This is a genomic window from Nostoc punctiforme PCC 73102, assembly GCF_000020025.1.
In the GTDB taxonomy this organism is placed as follows: Bacteria; Cyanobacteriota; Cyanobacteriia; order Cyanobacteriales; family Nostocaceae; genus Nostoc; species Nostoc punctiforme.
The window spans coordinates 4,753,237-4,771,522 of the sequence record NC_010628.1 but is presented as its reverse complement, the minus strand read 5'-3'; the positions used below and the strand labels follow the sequence as shown (position 1 = coordinate 4,771,522).

The window sequence follows — 18,286 nt, the reverse complement described above, 5'->3', positions numbered from 1 at the left end:
AGATGGCAAAAGTAGCACTGCTAATCGGAGTCAGTGAGTATGAACCTGGTCTTACTCCATTGCCAGCAGCGACAAAAGATGTCGAGGCAATACAGCGAGTTTTAGAGAACCCAGAGATTGGCGGTTTTAATGATGTCAAAGTGCTGCTGAACCCTCAACGGCATGAGATGGAGGAAGCGATCGAAATCTTGTTTGATAATCGTCAAAAAGATGACCTCGTGCTGCTATTTTTTTCTGGACATGGCATTAAAGATGAGAGTGGTAAGCTTTACTTTGCGGCTCGTAATACCCGTAAAACTGACAAGGGAGTACCAGTTAGGGCAACAACAGTACCGGCTAACTTTGTCCATGAGGTTATGAGCAATAGTCGCTCCAAACGCGAGGTAGTGATTCTCGATTGTTGCTTTAGCGGCGCATTTGCAGAGGGTATGGCGGCTAAAGATGATGGTTTTGTGGATGTCAAGAACCAATTGGGTGGAGAAGGGCGGGCTGTTCTTACATCTTCGACTTCAACTCAATTTGCTTTTGAACAGCATGGGGTAGATACCTCAACTTACACCAGCTACATAGTTGAGGGGTTAGAGACTGGTGCAGCAGACCGCGATGAAGATGGTTGGATTTCTGTTGATGAATTGCATGAATACGCTGCCAAGAAGGTCCAAGAAAGTACGCCAGCCATGAAACCAGAGATATATCCTGTCAAAGGTGGCTTTAAAATAAAGCTTGCAAAAGCACCAAGTAACGATCCCAGACTCACATATCTTCGAGAAGTTGAGTATTGGGTAGAGGGCGGGAACGGTAAAATTTCTGTTGCTGGTCGCACTGCATTGGATGCATTACAAGAGACCCTGCAATTATCATCTGAGGATGCTGCTGCAATTGAAACTCAGGTTTTAGCACCTATCGAAAACAAAAGGATAAAATTACAGCAATATGAGCTAGCGTTCCGTGACGAGATTAGACAAGGGTTTCCTCTCAGCGATAGAACTGGCGCTAATTTGAAACGTCTTCAGCAAGCGTTAGGACTTAGAGATGAAGATATAGCCCTAATAGAAGCTCCAATAATTGCTGAACAGCCACTTACCCCACCTCCGGTAATTGTCAATCCCCCACCTCCCGAACCTGGCAAATTTAACTATATAGCAGCTAGCATTATCGGAGTAATCGGATTAGTTATTGGCGGTACTGTAGTCTACCTTTTGAGACCAGGAAGTAAATCTCAACCTGGAGTTCCGCCAATAGAAAACTCCTGTACCAAAGAGGAGTTTACTTTAGGTGATAGAATTAGCTTGGGTGAAGAAATTTTATTAAAACCAGATACAAACCCAGATAAAAAAGCTGGAGTTCAAGCATTTGCTAACAGTGACTGTAAGACTGCTATTGAAAAGTTTGATGCTTATCGAAAAACTAATTCCACTGACCCAGAAGCATTAATTTACTTAAACAATGCTAAAGCTCGCCAGAAAGTAGATCGGCTCAAAATTGCCGTGAGCGTACCTATCGGTACAACTCAATCTGTCGCAGAAGAGATACTACGCGGTGCAGCTCAAGCCCAAGATGAAGTAAATAACAGTGGCAGTCCTAATGGCAAACTATTGGAGTTGGCGATCGCTAATGATAATAATGACCCAACCGATGCCGTACAGATTGCCAATCAGTTTGTTAAGGATACCAAAATTTTGGCTGTGGTTGGGCACAATGCCAGTAATGCTTCTATACCCGCAGCTTATGTCTATCAAAAAAACGGGTTAGTGATGATATCTCCTACCAGTTTTGCCCAAAACCTTTCTAATACTGGTAACTATATTTTCCGCACTGTTCCCAATGTTAGTTTAATGGCTGATAGCTTGTCTCGTTATGCTATCAAAACAATGAAAAAAAACAATATTCTTATTTGTGTTGATTTTAAAGCAGTTGACAATCAGTCATTTAAAGAGGAATTACTCACAAAAATAACGGCTGCTGGGGGCAAGATTAATACTACAAATTGTGATGTTTCTTCCTCTAATTTCAACCCTAGTGCAGTCATTTCTCAGGCTATCAATAGTAAGGCGGATGGTTTGGTATTAGGTCTCTACATCGACCAAATTAAGAAAGGTTTAGCAGTAGCAGAAGCTAATAAAGGGCAGTTAGCACTATTCAGTAGTCCCACACTTTATACAATTGAAACATTAGAAGTTGGGAAAGCCAATATCAACGGTATGGTACTCGCTGCGCCTTGGCATCCCGCAGCATTTCCTGATAATCCTTTTTTAAAAAATTCTCAAAAACTTTGGCGCGGGCGCGTGAATTGGCGAACGGCTACGGCTTATGATGCAACTAAAGCAATTGTCGCAGGCTTGCAGCAAAATAGTACACGTGAGGGATTACAACAAGTACTGCACAGCCCAAGTTTTTCAGTCGATGGTGCTACAGGAAAGATTCAGTTTGCACAATCAGGTGATCGCATAAATAATGACATCTTTTTAGTTAAAGTTCAACAAATACCTGGCACTGATAAATACGAATTTGTGCTTATTAAACCTTAGTTTTGCAGTTTTACTTAATAGCGATGCCTACGGCGGTAAACTACGCACTTGTTTATTCTGGCATTCAAAAATAGCGATCGCATTCTTATAAATTATTCTTTACCCAATCTCGAAAATTACGCATAGCTTGACTTCTGCCAATTGTTAAACACTGCTGAACATATTTATTCACTAATTCAACAATTGGGATATCAGGAAAATTAGGACTAGATTCTGATTTTATATATTTCCCTTCTTTGAGCAAGAAAATTTCTAAACCTTGTTGTGTATGTCGCCAAAGTTCAGGAACTCCCAAAATTTCATAATTTTTAAATCTAGTTCGAGAAGTAATATCAATTTCGATTGCTAAATCTGGTGGTGGGTCTATAGTTAAATCAATGCGATTTTTCCCAATTACAGCAGCTTGATTTTGAATATAAAAACTGGTATCTGGTTCTACTGCTTGCCGCATTCGCTCATTTTTAAGTGTTGTGGAACCAAAAGGTTCAAAATCAATTTGGAGTATTTCTAACAAAATTTTGACTAAATCACCAATAAGTTCTTTATCTTTTTCGTGTTCTGGTAGGGGAACCATAATTTCTAACCAACCATGACTATAAGAAATACGTGCAGCACGCCTCTCTCCCATTTCTTCTAAAATATTTTCTAACTGCTGCCAACTAATATCTTTTAGCAACATTTGTTGACCAGGTTTAACAATAATTTGTTGCAATTTTAAAAGCATATTACCTCAGAGAGTTGATGTAGTAGCTGTTACAGCAGATTAAATTCACAAATCAACTTTCTTAAAGTATATCGCCTTTGAGAATGAGGGTAGAATTTAGCCAAAAAATAACTTGTATAATTTTTATCTATTTCAATGTATTGAGCTTTTACTTTTTAAAGGAATACGGATGGTAAAGTCTGTTCCACATCCTGGGGTTGAATCAACTTCAATAGTTCCTGCATGTTTGTCCACAACAATTTGATAAGCGATCGCCATCCCTAATCCGATTCCTTTACCCACAGGTTTAGTAGTGAACATATAGTCAAATACTCGTTGCTTTATCTCTTCTGACATCCCAATACCATTATCGGAAATCTGAATAATCACTTGTTTTTCATTAGTGAGTTCAGTACGAATGCAAATTTGTCCTTGATTCTTTACTAATGACTCTTCTACGGCATCAATCGCATTCACTAGAACATTCATAAACACCTGATTGAGTTGCCCTGCATAGCATTCTACTAGGGGTAAATCACCGTACTTCTTAACGATCTGGATTTCTGGTTGATTAGGCGTGGCTGTCAAGCGATGATTTAGAATCATCAGAGTGTTGTCTAATCCTTCATTAATATCCACAAATTTCATGTCTGCTTCATCAAGGCGCGAGAAATTACGCAGCGACAGCACAATTTGACGAATGCGCTTGGTTCCCACTTGCATCGATGCCATTAGCTTGGGTAAATCTTCTGCCAGAAACTCAATATCAAGGTCTTGGATGCGATCGCTAATTTCGGGCGTAGGATTTGGATAGGTTTGTTGATAAAGCTTGAGCAAATCGAGGATGTCTTGGCTGTAAACGCTTGCATGGTTGAGATTGGCATGGATAAAATTGGCGGGATTATTGATTTCATGTGCCACTCCAGCCACTAGTTGTCCCAGGCTAGACATTTTTTCGGTGTGGATGAGTTGAGCTTGGGTATTTTGCAATTCTTTCAAGGTTTTGCTGAGTTGTTGCGCTTGCTGGCTAGAAATCAAGGCGCGATCGCGAATCTGTTCGTATAGTTGCACCTGTCGCCATCCACCGACCAATCCAACCACTAGCAATCCTCCCAGAACCGTAGCCAATAGGTTCAATGCCTGCAATGGCGATTCAATATTTTCTTGCGGCACAACTAAAGCTACCGACCAATTTGCTTCTCTCAGGGGAGTATAAGCAATATAGCTCCACTTGCCATCCAGTTGAGCCAATTCAATATTTGTGCGTCTAGCCACCATCTTTTGAGTAATTTCAGCTAGCCTGGGACTGGGTGAATTGAGAAAACTATGGGCGGCTTGTTCCGGTGTACCAATTAGTTCAGTATCGGGATGGGCGATGGGAATTCCTTGAGAATTTAGCGCAAAGGCATAGCTGCCCTTGCCTTGACGTAAATTGTTGATGACCTCAACTACTCGGTTAATCGGAATTCCTCCCATTAATACACCTGCTGGCTTTGTGCCTGTTTCGGCAGGAATCGGCGAACTAATCTGAATCTGTAACTGATTGGTTGTGCGTCCAATAATTGGATCGGCAGCTACCGTTTCACCAACCATACTCCTCTTAAAAAATTCTCGATCTTTAACATTGAGCCGATCGCCTTGAGTATTCATTAATGTAGCATCTGGTATGCTCACCGCCATGAGCAAAAACGTTTCTAGCCGCTTCACCTCAGATTGCAAGTAAGGTTCTATCATCGGCCAATCTAGCGATCGCACTACAGCAGAATTTGCCAGAGTTTTAATTTCTGTCTTCCGAATGGCTAACCAATTATCAATATCATTTTGACCTTGTTGTGTTTTTAACAGTGCTTGCTGCTTGAGACTATTGAGCAACAACCCTTTCACAATGTTGTAACTAATGATAGCGGTGACGCTAATATTAATGGACAAAATCACCAAAATTGATAGTAATATGAAATTACGCGATCGATCTTTAAATGAGTAGTGGTTTTTGTCCATTGCAGGATACTTTTGGGAGTTGGTTTCCAACCAACTTTTGTATAATTTAAAGATCATAAAGCGATTTGCTAGAAGTTTAAATTTGAAAACCAAAAATTAAGAGTGCTGAGTAAAGTAGAAAGTACGAGCTAAAGCCTCGCTACCGCTAACAGAAATCATTATTGTTGTTGAGTAGATATTTGAATGACAAACTCTGTGCCCTGTCCAAGTTCTGAAGTGCAGGAGAGTGAACCGCCATGTCTTTCTACCACAATTTGACGAGCGATCGCTAATCCTAATCCAGTGCCTTTGCCTACAGGCTTGGTGGTGAATAGATGGTCAAATACTCGTTCTTTGATCTCTGGTGACATCCCCACCCCGTTATCAGAAATCTTAATCAAAACATGCTCCCCTGAGTTTGCTACACGGGTTTGAATGGTGATGCAATTGGGGTTAGCTAGAATTGCTTCCAAACTCCGCTCTGTATTGTATTGCTCAAGTGCATCAATGGCATTTGCTAATAAGTTCATAAACACTTGATTAAGTTGTCCAGCAAAGCATTCGACTAGGGGGAGTTTGCCATAATTCTTCACCACCTCAATTGCCGGACGATTTTCGTTAGCTTTTAAACGATGTCTCAGAATTAGAATAGTGCTGTCAATGCCTTCGTGAATATCAAAGGGAACTTTATAATCCTTATCTGCTCTGGAAAAGGTTCGCAAACTGGTACTGATACTACGAATACGGTTAACACCCAATTTCATCGATTCCAGTAATTTCGGTAAATCTTCGCGTAAATAATTCAGGTCGATGGCATCAATTTCATCTTGAATATCTGAGCCGGGATTGGGAAACTTTTGCTGATAAAGATTAATCAGTGCAAACAAGTCTTTAATATAATCTTTAGCTGGTTCAATGTTACCGGCAATGAAGCCGACAGGATTATTGATTTCATGAGCAACACCTGCTACCAAGTTACCAAGGGCAGACATTTTTTCACCTTGTACTAATTGCAATTGCATCGTTTTTAGTTCTTGCAATGCTTGTTCTAATTTTTGTTTTTGCTGTTGCAACAATTGTTGTGCTTGGTGGTATTCGGTGATGTCTTCAGACGTGCCAAGGATGCCAAAAACGTTTCCTTCTCTATCGCGTAGGGGAATTTTATTTGTATTCGACCAGATTTGTTTTCCGTCTGCTTGCTGCAATGTTTCGATAATATTGAGTTCAGCTTGTCCAGACTCCATGATGTGGCGATCGCACTCTACATACCAATTTGATTCCTCACGAGTCCAAGAAAGATCGTAGTCTGTTTTACCAATAACATTTTCTGGCAATTCTACACCTGAAGTTTGAGCAAAGTTATAGTTACAGCCTAAATAAACACAATTGCGGTCTTTCCAGAAAACAGACTGAGGGATATTGTCGATAATTAACCGTAAGAATTGTTCAGTCTGTCCAAGGTTTTCTAGAGTATCTTGTGCTTGCTGATAAAGTCGGGCGTTTTCTAGGGAGATTGCAGCTTGAGTACATAATAGATTAAGAATTTCGACGCGATCGCTGGTAAATGCCCCAGTAGTAAGATTGTTTTCTAAATACAAAATCCCCAACAATTTGCCTTGATAGAGAATCGGTGTACACAGCAAGCTTTTGGGTTGCTGACGCATGATGTAGGGATCGACCATTAACATCGGATACACTGTTGCATCAAGGATGACGGTAGGTTGCAGGCTGCGTTTAACCGCATAAATTAGGCTATGGGGAATGTCTGCGCTATCTTCTACAAAAATGGACTGTAACAACCTTGATTGGTGTCCAACTTCAGTGGTCGCCTCAACTAGCAATCTACCTTCTTTGAGCAGTAGTAACGCACACTTATCGGCTCCAGCATTTTCAATTACCACTTGTAGCAGCTTCGTAAGTAATTTATCCAGTTCAATTTCACTGGAAAGAGTCTGAGAGGCTTTGAGAACCGCTGCCAAATCTAGCATTACTGACGTATTGCTGTTAGATGTTGCTGATTTATGAATGCTTGAGTGGAAGGTAGTAATGCTGTCAATATTTGCGATCGTATCATTGTGGGTGAGTGGCGATACTCTTTCAGAGTCACTTCGTGAACGCTTCTGTTGTAATATGGGAGCTAGCAATTGTGGATAACGTTGTTCTAAATTATCAACTTTGGCTTTAGCACCCCAGCGAGTGTAACAATAGTAAGAATTAATCAAATATTCTTGAGCAATGCGTTCTTTGCCCCATTCTAAATAAAATTTAGCTGTGAGTTCATTAGCAAGAGCCTCCTCATTGAGGTATTCGTTTTCTTTGGCTTTAGCAATGGCGCGATCGTAATACTCAATTGCCTCAGCTTTGGTCCCCAAGACTCGACATTTTTCTGCGATTACTAAAGCATGGCGGTGAGCCTGATTACTTGGTGCATGAGCCGCCCAAGTGCTGAGTTTTTCTTGATGGCCCCTCACCCGTTCTATAATTCTGATTTGGTCTGTCTTACTGGCAGTTGGGTAAACCGCTAATCGAACTAGTGCATCGTAGAAGTAAAACAGAGGAAGCATCACTAGTCCTGTGATTGCACCCAAATACGGTTCTGCAAGTTTGGCGTTTTCTAACGCTTGTTCATAGTCTTGGAAAAGGTAGGAAAGGAAAAGTTTATTGAAATAAACCTGATATAGTCCTGCTTCCTGATTCGTTTTGACGTAAAGCTGAATTATTTCATCCTCATGGCAGTATTCGCCAAGTAACCGCTCAGGTTCCAGCACAACCTCCAACAAATTGACTACAGCCTGATGATAAATACTTTGTGTGTGCAAACAGGTATCCTGGCGCAATTGCTGAATGACCTTGCAATGCACTTCTATTGTTTGTCTTAAGGCAGATAGCTCCTGACCACCCCAGTAAGCTGTGTAGCAATAACACATCAGGCTGAGAGCGACATACTCGATATCACCGCTTTCTAGCCCACTGGCATAAGCTTGTAAATATCCTTCCAAGGTAGATTTTGCAGGTTCTTGCCAATGTCTAAGGAAGCAGTTAAAGGCAAAAATGGTTTTAGCAGTTAGTTTAGGGGCATGAATGCGTTGCATAAGATTCATCCCCAGTTGCCCAAACCGATAGCCTGCGTCAATATCTCCCAATGTGGCAACCAAGGTCAACCCATACATTACATAGCCATGAGTCGATTCTGGAGCATTGCCGTATTCTACTGATAAATGGAATTCGGCAAAGATCACCAGGGGCAAAAGGTCAGGAGCAGCTTGATAAGCCGCAGAAATAATGCTGGATAACATCACCATTGCCGCTTTTTTCTCCGGTGCGGCTATTTGCGGTAATTCCAACAAAGATTCGATTGAACTGCCATTGAGCAAGGTTTGGGTGTGCCTCAGTGCCTGTTCGATGTCTGCTGGGGTGGGTTGTTCCGGCAAATGCACTCCCAGATGCTTTAGGATTTCTCGTGCTAATTGCAAGGCTTCTAGCTGCTGATGTTGTGCCATGCAAGCCTGGATTTTAATACTGTAGATATTTACTCGATCCAGCCAGGATTTGGCATGATTCAGTACTATCTCAGCTAACTGTTCCATCTGTTCAAAATCGGTGCAGAGGTAAGCTGATTCTGTTGCTCCTTCATACAAGATGAGGGCGAGATTGTATTGGCTGTGCCAGCAATTACTCGTTAGTATGGCAATACCTGTGTTGAAATAGTCTAAAGCTGCTGCATAAGCTGTTGCACCCTTGGCTTTATGCCCAGCCGCCAAGTTTAAATGCGCGAGTTCCTGTTGCTCCTGCCGATCGCTAATCAAAGTGACCCCTTGATTAAGGTGGTTGACGATCGCAAAAATTTTCTCATCTCGTTCATTTACAGTCGTCGCTTGTTGCAGCAAACGCCCAATGTGCAGGTGAGTAACTTGCTTTTGATTGTCAGGAATTAGTGAATAGGCAGCTTGCTGAATGCGATCGTGAAGAAATTTGTAGCTGCTGGTTATTTGTCCATAGTCATTGTGGCTATTTACCAATGCTTGCTGTTGATAGAATTTGTAAATATCACTGCTAGGAATAATAAATCCTTCTTGAAGTGCTTTCCATAACTCATCTGGCGTTGTTGCCTCAGACTGTTCATAGACGATCGCTAAGGTGGCTAAATCAAATTGGTTTCCCACACAAGCCGCTAATTTCAAAACTTCTTGAGTTTCTATTGACAATTTTTCAAGCTGAATTGCCATAAACTCTACTACATCATCAGTAAGGGCGAGCGATCGCACTTGAGCAATATCACATTCCCAATAACCACCGTCAAAATTAAATGTAATTATTTGATCTTGGTGTAGCGCTTTGAGAAACTGGGTACTGAAGAAAGGATTACCTTTGGTTTTGCTCAATATCAACTCTGTTAACGGTGTGGCTAACATTAGGGAGCAACTTAATGTATCTGCAACTAAATGATTGACGGGTGTTTGCTCGAGGAGAGCTAAGGTAATTGTATTAACTGTAGCACCTAACTTCTGAATCTCTTCTAAAGTCAGCATTAGCGGATGTACTGGATTAACTTCGTTATCTCGATAAGCACCAATTAACAGTAGATAGCCGATATCAACTTCGCTCATTAATAAGTGCATTAACTTTAAAGAAGCAGAATCTGCCCATTGCAAATCATCAATAAAGATTACTAATGGATGTTCTACGGCAGTGAAGACTTGAGTGAATTTCAAAAACAGCGATTTGAAACGATTTTGTGCCGCACTCCCAGAGAGTTCTGGTACAGGAGGCTGTTTACCAACCATACTTTCCAGTTCTGGAATCACCTCAATCATCACTTGTCCGTTCTCACCCAAAGCAGAGAGAATTTTGCACTTCCACTGCTCAAATTGGGCATCAGTTTCATTCAGCAGTTGCCTAATTAAGTCTCGAAAGGCTTGCACAAAGGCAGAGAAAGGAATGTTGCGCTGGAATTGGTCAAATTTACCTTTAATGAAGTAACCTCGTTGTCGCACAATTGGCTTGTGGACTTCGTTAACCACAGCAGTTTTACCAATACCACAGAAGCCTGCTACCAACATAATTTCAGTGCTTCCCTGACTGACTCTCTCAAAGGCATCCAATAAACTTTCAACTTCGCCTTGGCGACCATAAAGTTTTTCTGGGATGATGAAGCGATCGCAAATATCCCGCTCACCTAATTTAAAGGATTTAATCGAGCCTATTTCCTGCAATTGAGACAAACATTTTTCTAAATCAAATTTCAACCCTAATGCACTCTGATAGCGATCTTCAGCATTTTTCGCCATCAATTTCATCACAATGTTACAAAGAACTTCAGGAATTTCTTCTTCCCTCCTACCTCCTGCTCCCGTTCGGCTACGCCCTTCTCTACGAGAGGCTGCGCCAACGACTACGCTCAGGACAAGCTCATGGCAAGCCTGCTCCCTGCCTTTTAATTCTTCTGGTTGCTTGGCAATGTGACAGTGAACCAATTCCATCGGATCGTTGGATTGAAAAGGTAAGTGTCCAGTCAGTAATTCATAGAAGGTAACGCCGAGAGAATAGTAATCACTGCGATAATCAATTCCACGATTCATCCGTCCGGTTTGTTCCGGGGAAAGGTAGGCGAGAGTACCTTCTAAGACATTAGGACTGTGAACTTCTTGGGTTTCTCTGGGTAAAAGAGAGGCAATACTAAAGTCAATCAACTTGACTTGCTGACTTTCCGGGTTGATGAGGATGTTGGCAGGCTTGATATCTTTGTGGATAACCCGATGGCGATAGAGTCCGTCAAGAATATTGCTCAGAGCGATCGCAATATCTAAGAACTCTGTCAAAGTATATTGGTTGCTCGCCATTTTTTGATTGAGCCAATCTCTGAGGGAAATGCCGCCAAAATCCTCCATCACCAAAACATAGCTGTTGCGATAAGGTTCTAGACTATAGGGACGAACAATACCGGGTAGGTCAATATTTTTAGCGATCGTGTACTGGTTTCGGAACAGCAGCAGTTCGTTGAAGGTGGGATACTCCTGCTGGAGCAGTTTGATTACAACCGGTAGTTGATCGGCTTCTCGAATTGCACGGTAAACTAAGGTTCTAGAGCCTGTATAAAGTTGTTCGCTAATTTGATAGTTCAAAAGCTTGTCAATCGGCTCAACTGCTGTATTCATACTTCATTAACTCTTCATAAATTAGCTATTTATTTAAAGTATTGTGCCCAAAAACCTGCTTTTGCTAACGCAATTACGTTTTGTAACGGAGATTTAACACCTAAACTTTGTTAATAAGTACAATAAAAATTGAGCTAAGATAAGTTATGACTCTTCAAGAACTAGAAAATCAAATCCTGGCACTACTTCCAACAGAAAAAGCAGCAATTATCCAAAGCCTAACTCAAACCATCAACATCGGGGCAAAAGGGATCACGAAAACACCCGGTATTTGTGGTGGAGAAGCTTGTATTGCTGGAACTCGTATTGCAATTTGGCTATTAGTTGAAGCACGTCGCTTGGGAATTACTGAAGTCCAACTTTTGCAAGATTATCCTCATATTGGCGCGGCTGATTTAGTTAATGCTTGGATATATGCAGATGCTTATCCTGAAGAAATTGAAGCTGCGATTCGTGCTAATGAGTTTGCTTAAATCATGGCGCGTTTATACGCTGATGAGATGTTCCCACAGAAAGTTAGTGAACTGTTAAGAACAATGGGACATGATGTTTTAACTGTACAGGAAGCTGGTAACGCAAATTTAGGCATTCCAGATGACGAAGTGTTAGCCTTTGCAATCGCCGATAATCGAACTGTAATAACACTAAATCGTCAAGATTTTATCAAACTGCATAGAAGCTCACCTAAACATTTAGGTATTATTGTTTGTACAAATGATACTGATAGGTTTCGAATGGCAACTCGAATTAATGAAGCAATTAATCAAGAGGAATCATTGATAGGTAACTTGATTCGCATTGTACGCCCTACCAGTTGAAAATAATTGAAGCTCGTCTTCAATTTGTTTTGAGCTTCTTAAGCAAAACTCCCACTATTTCCGGTAAAATCAAGTTCTGAGGATTGTGGATTTGGGAGAAATTTGGGGTGCCTACACTTGGCGTTAACATTGACCACATTGCCACCATCCGGCAAGCGCGGCGGACGGTAGAACCAGACCCGGTGGCGGCTGCGGTGCTGGCAGAATTAGCGGGTGCTGATGGAATTACGGTGCATCTGCGCGAAGATCGTCGACATATCCAAGACAGGGATGTGCGTATATTGCGGCAAACAGTGCGATCGCATCTTAATTTAGAAATGGCCGCAACAGAAGAAATGCTAGCGATCGCACTTGATATCAAACCAGATTACGTGACTTTAGTCCCCGAAAAGCGCGAAGAAGTCACAACAGAAGGCGGACTAGATATTATTGGTCAAATTGCTAGAATAGGTGAGATAGTCGATAAATTGCAAAGCGCTAGCATTCCAGTTAGTTTATTTATCGATGCCGAACCCGCACAAATCGAAGCATCTGTCAAGGTACAGGCGCAGTTTATCGAATTGCACACCGGACAATATGCTGAGGCTAAGGATGAAACAAATCGCCACCGAGAATTAGCCATATTAGCTAAAGGGTGTCAACAAGCCATTCAAGCTGGATTGCGAGTCAACGCTGGTCATGGACTCACCTACTGGAACGTCTATCCGGTGGCTGCACTTCCAGGCATGGAAGAACTGAACATTGGTCATACTATCATCAGTCGGGCAGCATTAGTAGGTATAGAAAGGGCAGTCCGCGAGATGAAGCAAGCTATAAGGGGGAATGGGGCATAGGGCATTGGGCATTGGTTACTAATTCTTCTTCCTCTGCTCCTACTCAGCACTCAGTACTCAGCACTCCCAAAGAGAGGGGTTGTCACTGCGAAATCTAGAAATTGGGATCAAATCTTCAGCAAAAACTTCTATGAGCGCAACACAGTCTAACAACCTGCCACTTTGGGTACAGGATAGAGATAAAGTGATAGCAGAAAGCACAGATGTCGAGTGGCGCTATCAGACACCGCCTGATTATTCTCGTTCTAAAGAAAATCTTGCCAAAGAAAGTATCCATAATCACCTTGAAGGTACACTGGAAGCGATCGTGCAAAACTTAGTGCGAACCTTCGAGATGGAGGTATCTTTCAAAGCTAACCCGCAACAATGGTTATCTATTGTCAATGAACAGTTTCGAGTGAGTACCAATGGCGGAGTAGAGTATACCGCAGCAGATTTATCAGCCCAAGGTACTTACAATCTATTTATGGCTGATTCAGAGCATTACAAGGCTTCAGAAGAAAGCTTTGAATCATCCGCAAAAGTCTTCCACACAACATTTCCCCAAGGATTTCCTTGGGAAGTGCTGGAAGTTTTCTCAGGGCCACCAAATGTCACATTCAAATGGCGGCATTGGGGACATTTTAACGGAGAATATAAAGGCCATGCACCTACTGGAGAGACAATAGAAATTATCGGCATGAGCATTGCAAAAGTTACCGATGACTTGAAGGTTATTTCCTTAGAACACTACTTCGACAATAATCTGTTCTTAGAAAAGCTAACATTTGGTGGCAAACAAACAAATGCCCAAAAGCCGGGAAGTGCTTGTCCGTTCAGTTCTTGGTTCAAGAAATCCCGTAAGAGTTAGTTGATAAGGGTACAGAATGTCGTACTGTGCCCTTACATGATTCACACAGCAAGCAAAGGATGAAAATGCAAACATACTATTACGTTTTGGCTAGTCAACGCTTTCTTCTCCAAGAAGAACCGATACACGAAGTTATCAAAGAACGCACTCGTCACTACCACGAACAAGAAAAACAAATAGATTTTTGGTTGGTTGAACAACCAGCTTTCTTGGAAGCACCTCAATTTGCACAAATCAAGGCAAAGTGTCCCCAACCATCAGTAGCAATTATTTCAACTAATCCCCAATTTATTACTTGGTTAAAACTGCGTTTAGAATACGTTATTACTGGAGAATTCCAGGCTCCTTCTGAGACAATACCAGATGCTTTGGCATCGTTGGCTACTGTATCTTAGAAATGGGGAATGGGGAACTTGTACTGAGCGACTTGCCTTGACTTGTGCCGAGCGAAGCCGAGGTAGCGAAGTCGAAAGGAGTCGAAGTATGGGGAATGTGGAATGGGCATTGGTTATTACTTCTTCCCCAACTTTTCCAGTTCTCAGTTCCCAGTCCCCAATTTTATTTGGTAATAACAAAATTGTTTTGTAACATTCCTTTCATTCCCACACTGAAGTAAGTAGGTTTTCAGCTTTTTTCTTATAAAATCTTCTAAGACACCTTGATTTACATAATCTAACTTTTGTGCATAGATTTCAGACTTTACCAAGTGTTTTAGGATTAGCGATTGCAGGGTTGATTGGTGGCATGAGTTCTGTTTTTGCCCAACAAGCCATTCCTCTTTGTCAACCACCGACTTCGGGTGAGTATCTTTTATTGGTAGTCAGTCCCACAGCTGATAATCAAAAGCAGTTGCGTAGCGCCTTACCGCCTGAACTGAAAACCATTACCTGCAAATATCTCAACGAAACTGTGACGCGGATAGGGGGGTTTAAAAAGATTGATGATGCCAATCGATGGGCAAGATATGTAAGCAATATTGTTGGCTTGTCTGCTATCATCACCACTCGACCAACAACGGCAGATGTGCAGCCACAACTACAGCAACAACCACCTCAGCAAACAGTTAACTATAATCCTCAAGCATTAGGAGAGGGTTATGCAGTGTTAGTAGATTATTACAATCGTCCTGAACTAGTAAATAGTGTACAGCAAGCAGTAGGAGGTAATGTAGGTTTTGTTTCTTATGGACAACGCCCTTATTTGTTGGCAGTTTATACCACCAACCAAAGTGAAGCATACAACACATTGCAGAAGCTGAACAATGGCGGTTTTGTCGCCAGCATAGTAGATAGTCGTAAGGTGATTCTGCTGCGCTCAACTGTGCGGTTGTAGCGATATTAATTTTTCTGAAATACTGATGCGATCTACCAAGTTGGTAATTTGTCAGTTGACAAATTACCAGTTACCAATTAAAAATACTCGCTCAAACAAAGATTCATTGTCCTAGTTTAAATAAGCAAACCTAGCTAACCAATAGATGGTTATACCCAAAGCCGCCCCAGCTATTACCTGAACTGGTGTATGTCCAAGTAATTCTTTCAGACGGTCTTGGCTAAAGTCTGGTTTTTCATGAAATAATTCATCAATCATTTGATTGAGGATACGAGCTTGCTTACCAGCTGCTTGGCGAACTCCGGCTGCATCATACATGACGATGATGGCGAAAATCATCGCAACGGCAAAATCAGGAGATGCCCAACCCAGTGTTTGCCCTACACCAGCTGCGAGAGCTGTAACTAAAGCTGAATGGGCACTGGGCATACCTCCGGTTGTCACCAAAACACGGATATTTAGTTTACGATTTTTGACGATCTCGATTACGAGCTTTAGTGCTTGAGCAATTAAACAAGCGACCAGAGCAACCAGCAGCACCCGGTTGTCTAAAATGTTGCCTATGTCCTGCATGGTATTTTGGTTAGGTTAGTAAATATTAGCAGCAGTTGTTGGTTGAGGAAACATTTAGATTCAACCCAAAATCCAAAATTAACCTAGTACATCACGGCGGAAACAGATCAATTATTCAAAATGGATTAAAAGCCGATTAAGTAAGCTTTTTAATTTTGAATTTTCAATTCTGCTGGGCGGTAGTACAGCATCATGTAAATAAACCACCCATTCCCAATCAATGAAACCCTTGCGGTATAAGAATTTAGAATCCTACAAAGCGTTGCTAGTTATTGCGGCTGGTAATAAAATGAGCGATCGCTTGGAGTGGCTTGGCTCTGTCTCCAAATGGTTCTAATTCTGCACAAGCTACTTTAACTAGCTCTTGGGCTTTTAAGCGCGATTCTTCAAGTCCCCAAAGGCTAGGATAGGTAACTTTCTTCGCTTTTTGGTCTTTACCAGCTGTTTTACCTAATTGCTCTTTTGTAGAAGTGATATCCAGAATATCATCTATGATTTGGAATGCTAGCCCAATATTTTCAGCATAACGGGTTAGTCGCTGTACATCTTCAGTTGATGCCCCAGCGATAATTCCGCCAGAAACTACGCAAGCTTCCAAAAGGGCGGAAGTTTTGTGTCTATGAATGAAATTTAGCGTTTCTAGAGAAATATCTGATTTCCCTTCACACTCTAAATCGACAACTTGACCACCGACCAAACCAGCTGCCCCCAGCGCCCGACCAAGACGAACAATGACCTGCAAGGTTAGCTCTCTGTTAACGTTTGCGGGGGTTTTAAGGGCAACTAACTCAAAAGCAAGTGCTAACAAGCCGTCCCCAGCCAAAATCGCTACATCTTCGCCATAGACTTTATGATTTGTCAGCTTTCCCCGACGGTAATCGTCATTATCCATCGCTGGGAGGTCGTCATGAATCAAAGACATTGTGTGGATCATCTCCACAGCACAAGCCGTTGGCATAGCCATTTCGATAGTGCCACCCATCATTTCACAGGTAGCAAGGCAAAGAATGGGACGTACACGCTTGCCGCCAGCTAATAACGAGTAGCGCATCGCCTCATAAATCTTTTCTGGATAAATGATGGGGATAGCCCGATCCAAAGCATTATCACAAAGCTTTTGTCGCTCTTTGAGATAGGCTACTAAGTTAAATGTGGCTTCCTCTGGTGGTGTCTTTTGAACGTTATCAGTTGCTACCATTCTTCAATTCCTGACACTTTGGGATTTTTGTCTTATACGTCACAATTTTAAGGTGCTGTGGGACTGAAAAAATGAAGAGTTCATAATTATGAGTTAGGAATTAGGAGTTAGGGGTTGAAACGCGATTAATCGCGTCTGTAGAGGACTTAGGAGTTGAGAGTTAGGATTAATAATTCTTAACTTTTAACTCATAACTCATAACTCATCACTCTCTTTCATTTTTTTGCTGCTCTGGAATAGCTGGTGAATGTATTTTGTAACAATATGGCAACAGTCATCGGACCAACACCACCAGGAACGGGAGTGATGAAACCTGCTACACCAGCAGTTGATTCAAAGTCAACATCGCCAATTAAGCGACTTTTACCACTAGCATCGGTGACACGATTCATTCCCACATCTACCACAACAGCGCCTGGTTTTACCATATCAGCAGTGATGAGTCCGGGACGACCTGCTGCTGCAATTAGAATATCAGCATTTTGGGTGATGCTTTTGAGGTCATGCGATCGCGAGTGAGCGATCGTCACTGTAGCATCAGCTTCTAGTAGCATCAGCGCCATAGGTTTACCCACCAAAATACTCCGTCCCACCACTACTGCCTGTTTTCCTTGCAATGGAATCTCATATTCTTGCAAAAGCCGCATCACACCATCCGGGGTGCAGCTGCGTAAACCGATTTCTCCCCGTACTAGTCGCCCTAAGTTAACTGGGTGCAGTCCATCAGCATCTTTATCGGGATCAATTTGATGTAGCAGAGCCACAGCATCTAAGTGGTCAGGTAAGGGCAACTGTACAAGAATGCCATCCACGCGTTCATCGTCGTTTAGTGCAGCAATAACCTTTTCTAATTCCCTAAAGGTCGTTTCGGCAGGAAAATGCTTACCAAAAGAGGCGATGCCAACTTTTGCACAGGCTTTTTCTTTATTACGAACATAAGCGGCTGACGCTGGGTTGTCGCCAACCATTAACACTGCTAAACCAGGGGGTCGTCCAATTTCTGGTTGTAATTGTGTAATGGCTACAGAAAGTTCTTGCTGAATTTTTGCGGCTATTGCTTTACCATCAAGGAGTTTGGCAGTTTTTGTTTCCATGAAAATTCCCAACTATAAATTAATTCGCTTTTTATCCAAAAGTCTAGAGTAAAAATATTGCTTATTGACTTTTAACTATTATTGTGTATCTGCTTGATGTCGTAGCGTTTCTCTCACAGTCAATCCATAATGCTTATTTTCTCAGATCAACGGCTTTCTCTGAAGAATAAAGAATTGCAGGATAAAATTCAGAACATTTTTTGCTCAGTTGAGAGCGTGTTTCTG

At 41.8% G+C, this 18,286-nt stretch carries 13 protein-coding genes; 7 read left to right on the top strand and 6 right to left on the bottom strand.

Going from position 1 to position 18,286, the window contains the following annotated elements:
• The first annotated feature begins 2 nt into the window (after window positions 1-2).
• Window positions 3-2,528 (top strand): caspase, EACC1-associated type, encoded by a 2,526-nt coding sequence (locus NPUN_RS19095; RefSeq protein WP_012410137.1) that lies wholly within the window; start codon window positions 3-5, stop codon window positions 2,526-2,528.
• An 85-nt stretch (window positions 2,529-2,613) separates the two neighbouring features.
• Here NPUN_RS19095 and NPUN_RS19090 read toward each other — a convergent pair whose 3' ends face one another.
• The 3 genes from NPUN_RS19090 to NPUN_RS19080 form a co-directional block, all read right to left on the bottom strand.
• Window positions 2,614-3,252 (bottom strand): Uma2 family endonuclease, encoded by a 639-nt coding sequence (locus tag NPUN_RS19090; RefSeq protein ID WP_012410136.1) that lies wholly within the window; start codon window positions 3,250-3,252, stop codon window positions 2,614-2,616.
• A 132-nt stretch (window positions 3,253-3,384) separates the two neighbouring features.
• Complete coding sequence (locus NPUN_RS43470; protein ID WP_012410135.1) at window positions 3,385-5,286, bottom strand: sensor histidine kinase; 1,902 nt, start codon at window positions 5,284-5,286, stop codon at window positions 3,385-3,387.
• Between the two features lie 101 nt (window positions 5,287-5,387).
• Entirely contained in the window at window positions 5,388-11,363 is a 5,976-nt protein-coding gene (locus tag NPUN_RS19080; RefSeq protein WP_012410134.1) for a trifunctional serine/threonine-protein kinase/ATP-binding protein/sensor histidine kinase, read from the bottom strand.
• A 146-nt stretch (window positions 11,364-11,509) separates the two neighbouring features.
• Between NPUN_RS19080 and NPUN_RS19075 the strand changes: the two genes are divergently transcribed.
• The 6 genes from NPUN_RS19075 (at window position 11,510) to NPUN_RS19050 (ending at window position 15,196) form a co-directional block, all read left to right on the top strand.
• Window positions 11,510-11,836 (top strand): DUF433 domain-containing protein, encoded by a 327-nt coding sequence (locus tag NPUN_RS19075; protein WP_012410133.1) that lies wholly within the window; start codon window positions 11,510-11,512, stop codon window positions 11,834-11,836.
• A gap of 3 nt (window positions 11,837-11,839) precedes the next feature.
• Window positions 11,840-12,181 (top strand): DUF5615 family PIN-like protein, encoded by a 342-nt coding sequence (locus NPUN_RS19070; RefSeq protein ID WP_012410132.1) that lies wholly within the window; start codon window positions 11,840-11,842, stop codon window positions 12,179-12,181.
• Window positions 12,182-12,288: 107 nt separating this feature from the next.
• Complete coding sequence (locus NPUN_RS19065; RefSeq protein WP_012410131.1) at window positions 12,289-13,014, top strand: pyridoxine 5'-phosphate synthase; 726 nt, start codon at window positions 12,289-12,291, stop codon at window positions 13,012-13,014.
• A gap of 130 nt (window positions 13,015-13,144) precedes the next feature.
• Window positions 13,145-13,864 (top strand): nuclear transport factor 2 family protein, encoded by a 720-nt coding sequence (locus tag NPUN_RS19060; protein ID WP_012410130.1) that lies wholly within the window; start codon window positions 13,145-13,147, stop codon window positions 13,862-13,864.
• A gap of 65 nt (window positions 13,865-13,929) precedes the next feature.
• On the top strand, window positions 13,930-14,259 hold the full coding sequence (locus NPUN_RS19055; RefSeq protein WP_012410129.1) for an MgPME-cyclase complex family protein: 330 nt from the start codon (window positions 13,930-13,932) through the stop codon (window positions 14,257-14,259).
• Window positions 14,260-14,545: 286 nt separating this feature from the next.
• Window positions 14,546-15,196: a hypothetical protein gene (locus NPUN_RS19050; protein WP_012410128.1), complete on the top strand. Its 651-nt coding sequence runs from the start codon at window positions 14,546-14,548 to the stop codon at window positions 15,194-15,196.
• A 111-nt stretch (window positions 15,197-15,307) separates the two neighbouring features.
• Here NPUN_RS19050 and NPUN_RS19045 read toward each other — a convergent pair whose 3' ends face one another.
• The 3 genes from NPUN_RS19045 to folD form a co-directional block, all read right to left on the bottom strand.
• Window positions 15,308-15,769 carry a divergent PAP2 family protein gene (locus tag NPUN_RS19045; RefSeq protein WP_012410127.1) on the bottom strand — a complete coding sequence of 154 codons (462 nt, stop codon included), beginning with the start codon at window positions 15,767-15,769 and terminating at the stop codon, window positions 15,308-15,310.
• A 265-nt stretch (window positions 15,770-16,034) separates the two neighbouring features.
• Window positions 16,035-16,967, bottom strand: a complete 933-nt coding sequence (gene crtE, locus NPUN_RS19040) for a geranylgeranyl diphosphate synthase CrtE (RefSeq protein ID WP_012410126.1) — start codon at window positions 16,965-16,967, stop codon at window positions 16,035-16,037.
• 215 nt (window positions 16,968-17,182) lie between these two features.
• Window positions 17,183-18,061 (bottom strand): bifunctional methylenetetrahydrofolate dehydrogenase/methenyltetrahydrofolate cyclohydrolase FolD, encoded by an 879-nt coding sequence (gene folD / locus NPUN_RS19035; RefSeq protein ID WP_012410125.1) that lies wholly within the window; start codon window positions 18,059-18,061, stop codon window positions 17,183-17,185.
• Between the last annotated feature and the right edge of the window lie 225 nt (window positions 18,062-18,286).

What these genes read in the sequence shown, in the direction of transcription:
- NPUN_RS19060 (WP_012410130.1), top strand. Translation starts at nt 13,145, where the DNA reads ATGAGCGCAACACAGTCTAACAACCTGCCACTTTGGGTACAGGATAGA.
- NPUN_RS19055 (WP_012410129.1), top strand. Translation starts at nt 13,930, where the DNA reads ATGCAAACATACTATTACGTTTTGGCTAGTCAACGCTTTCTTCTCCAA.
- folD (WP_012410125.1), bottom strand. Translation starts at nt 18,061, where the DNA reads ATGGAAACAAAAACTGCCAAACTCCTTGATGGTAAAGCAATAGCCGCA.
- NPUN_RS43470 (WP_012410135.1), bottom strand. Translation starts at nt 5,286, where the DNA reads ATGATCTTTAAATTATACAAAAGTTGGTTGGAAACCAACTCCCAAAAG.
- NPUN_RS19080 (WP_012410134.1), bottom strand. Translation starts at nt 11,363, where the DNA reads ATGAATACAGCAGTTGAGCCGATTGACAAGCTTTTGAACTATCAAATT.
- NPUN_RS19095 (WP_012410137.1), top strand. Translation starts at nt 3, where the DNA reads ATGGCAAAAGTAGCACTGCTAATCGGAGTCAGTGAGTATGAACCTGGT.
- NPUN_RS19090 (WP_012410136.1), bottom strand. Translation starts at nt 3,252, where the DNA reads ATGCTTTTAAAATTGCAACAAATTATTGTTAAACCTGGTCAACAAATG.
- NPUN_RS19075 (WP_012410133.1), top strand. Translation starts at nt 11,510, where the DNA reads ATGACTCTTCAAGAACTAGAAAATCAAATCCTGGCACTACTTCCAACA.
- NPUN_RS19070 (WP_012410132.1), top strand. Translation starts at nt 11,840, where the DNA reads ATGGCGCGTTTATACGCTGATGAGATGTTCCCACAGAAAGTTAGTGAA.
- NPUN_RS19045 (WP_012410127.1), bottom strand. Translation starts at nt 15,769, where the DNA reads ATGCAGGACATAGGCAACATTTTAGACAACCGGGTGCTGCTGGTTGCT.
- crtE (WP_012410126.1), bottom strand. Translation starts at nt 16,967, where the DNA reads ATGGTAGCAACTGATAACGTTCAAAAGACACCACCAGAGGAAGCCACA.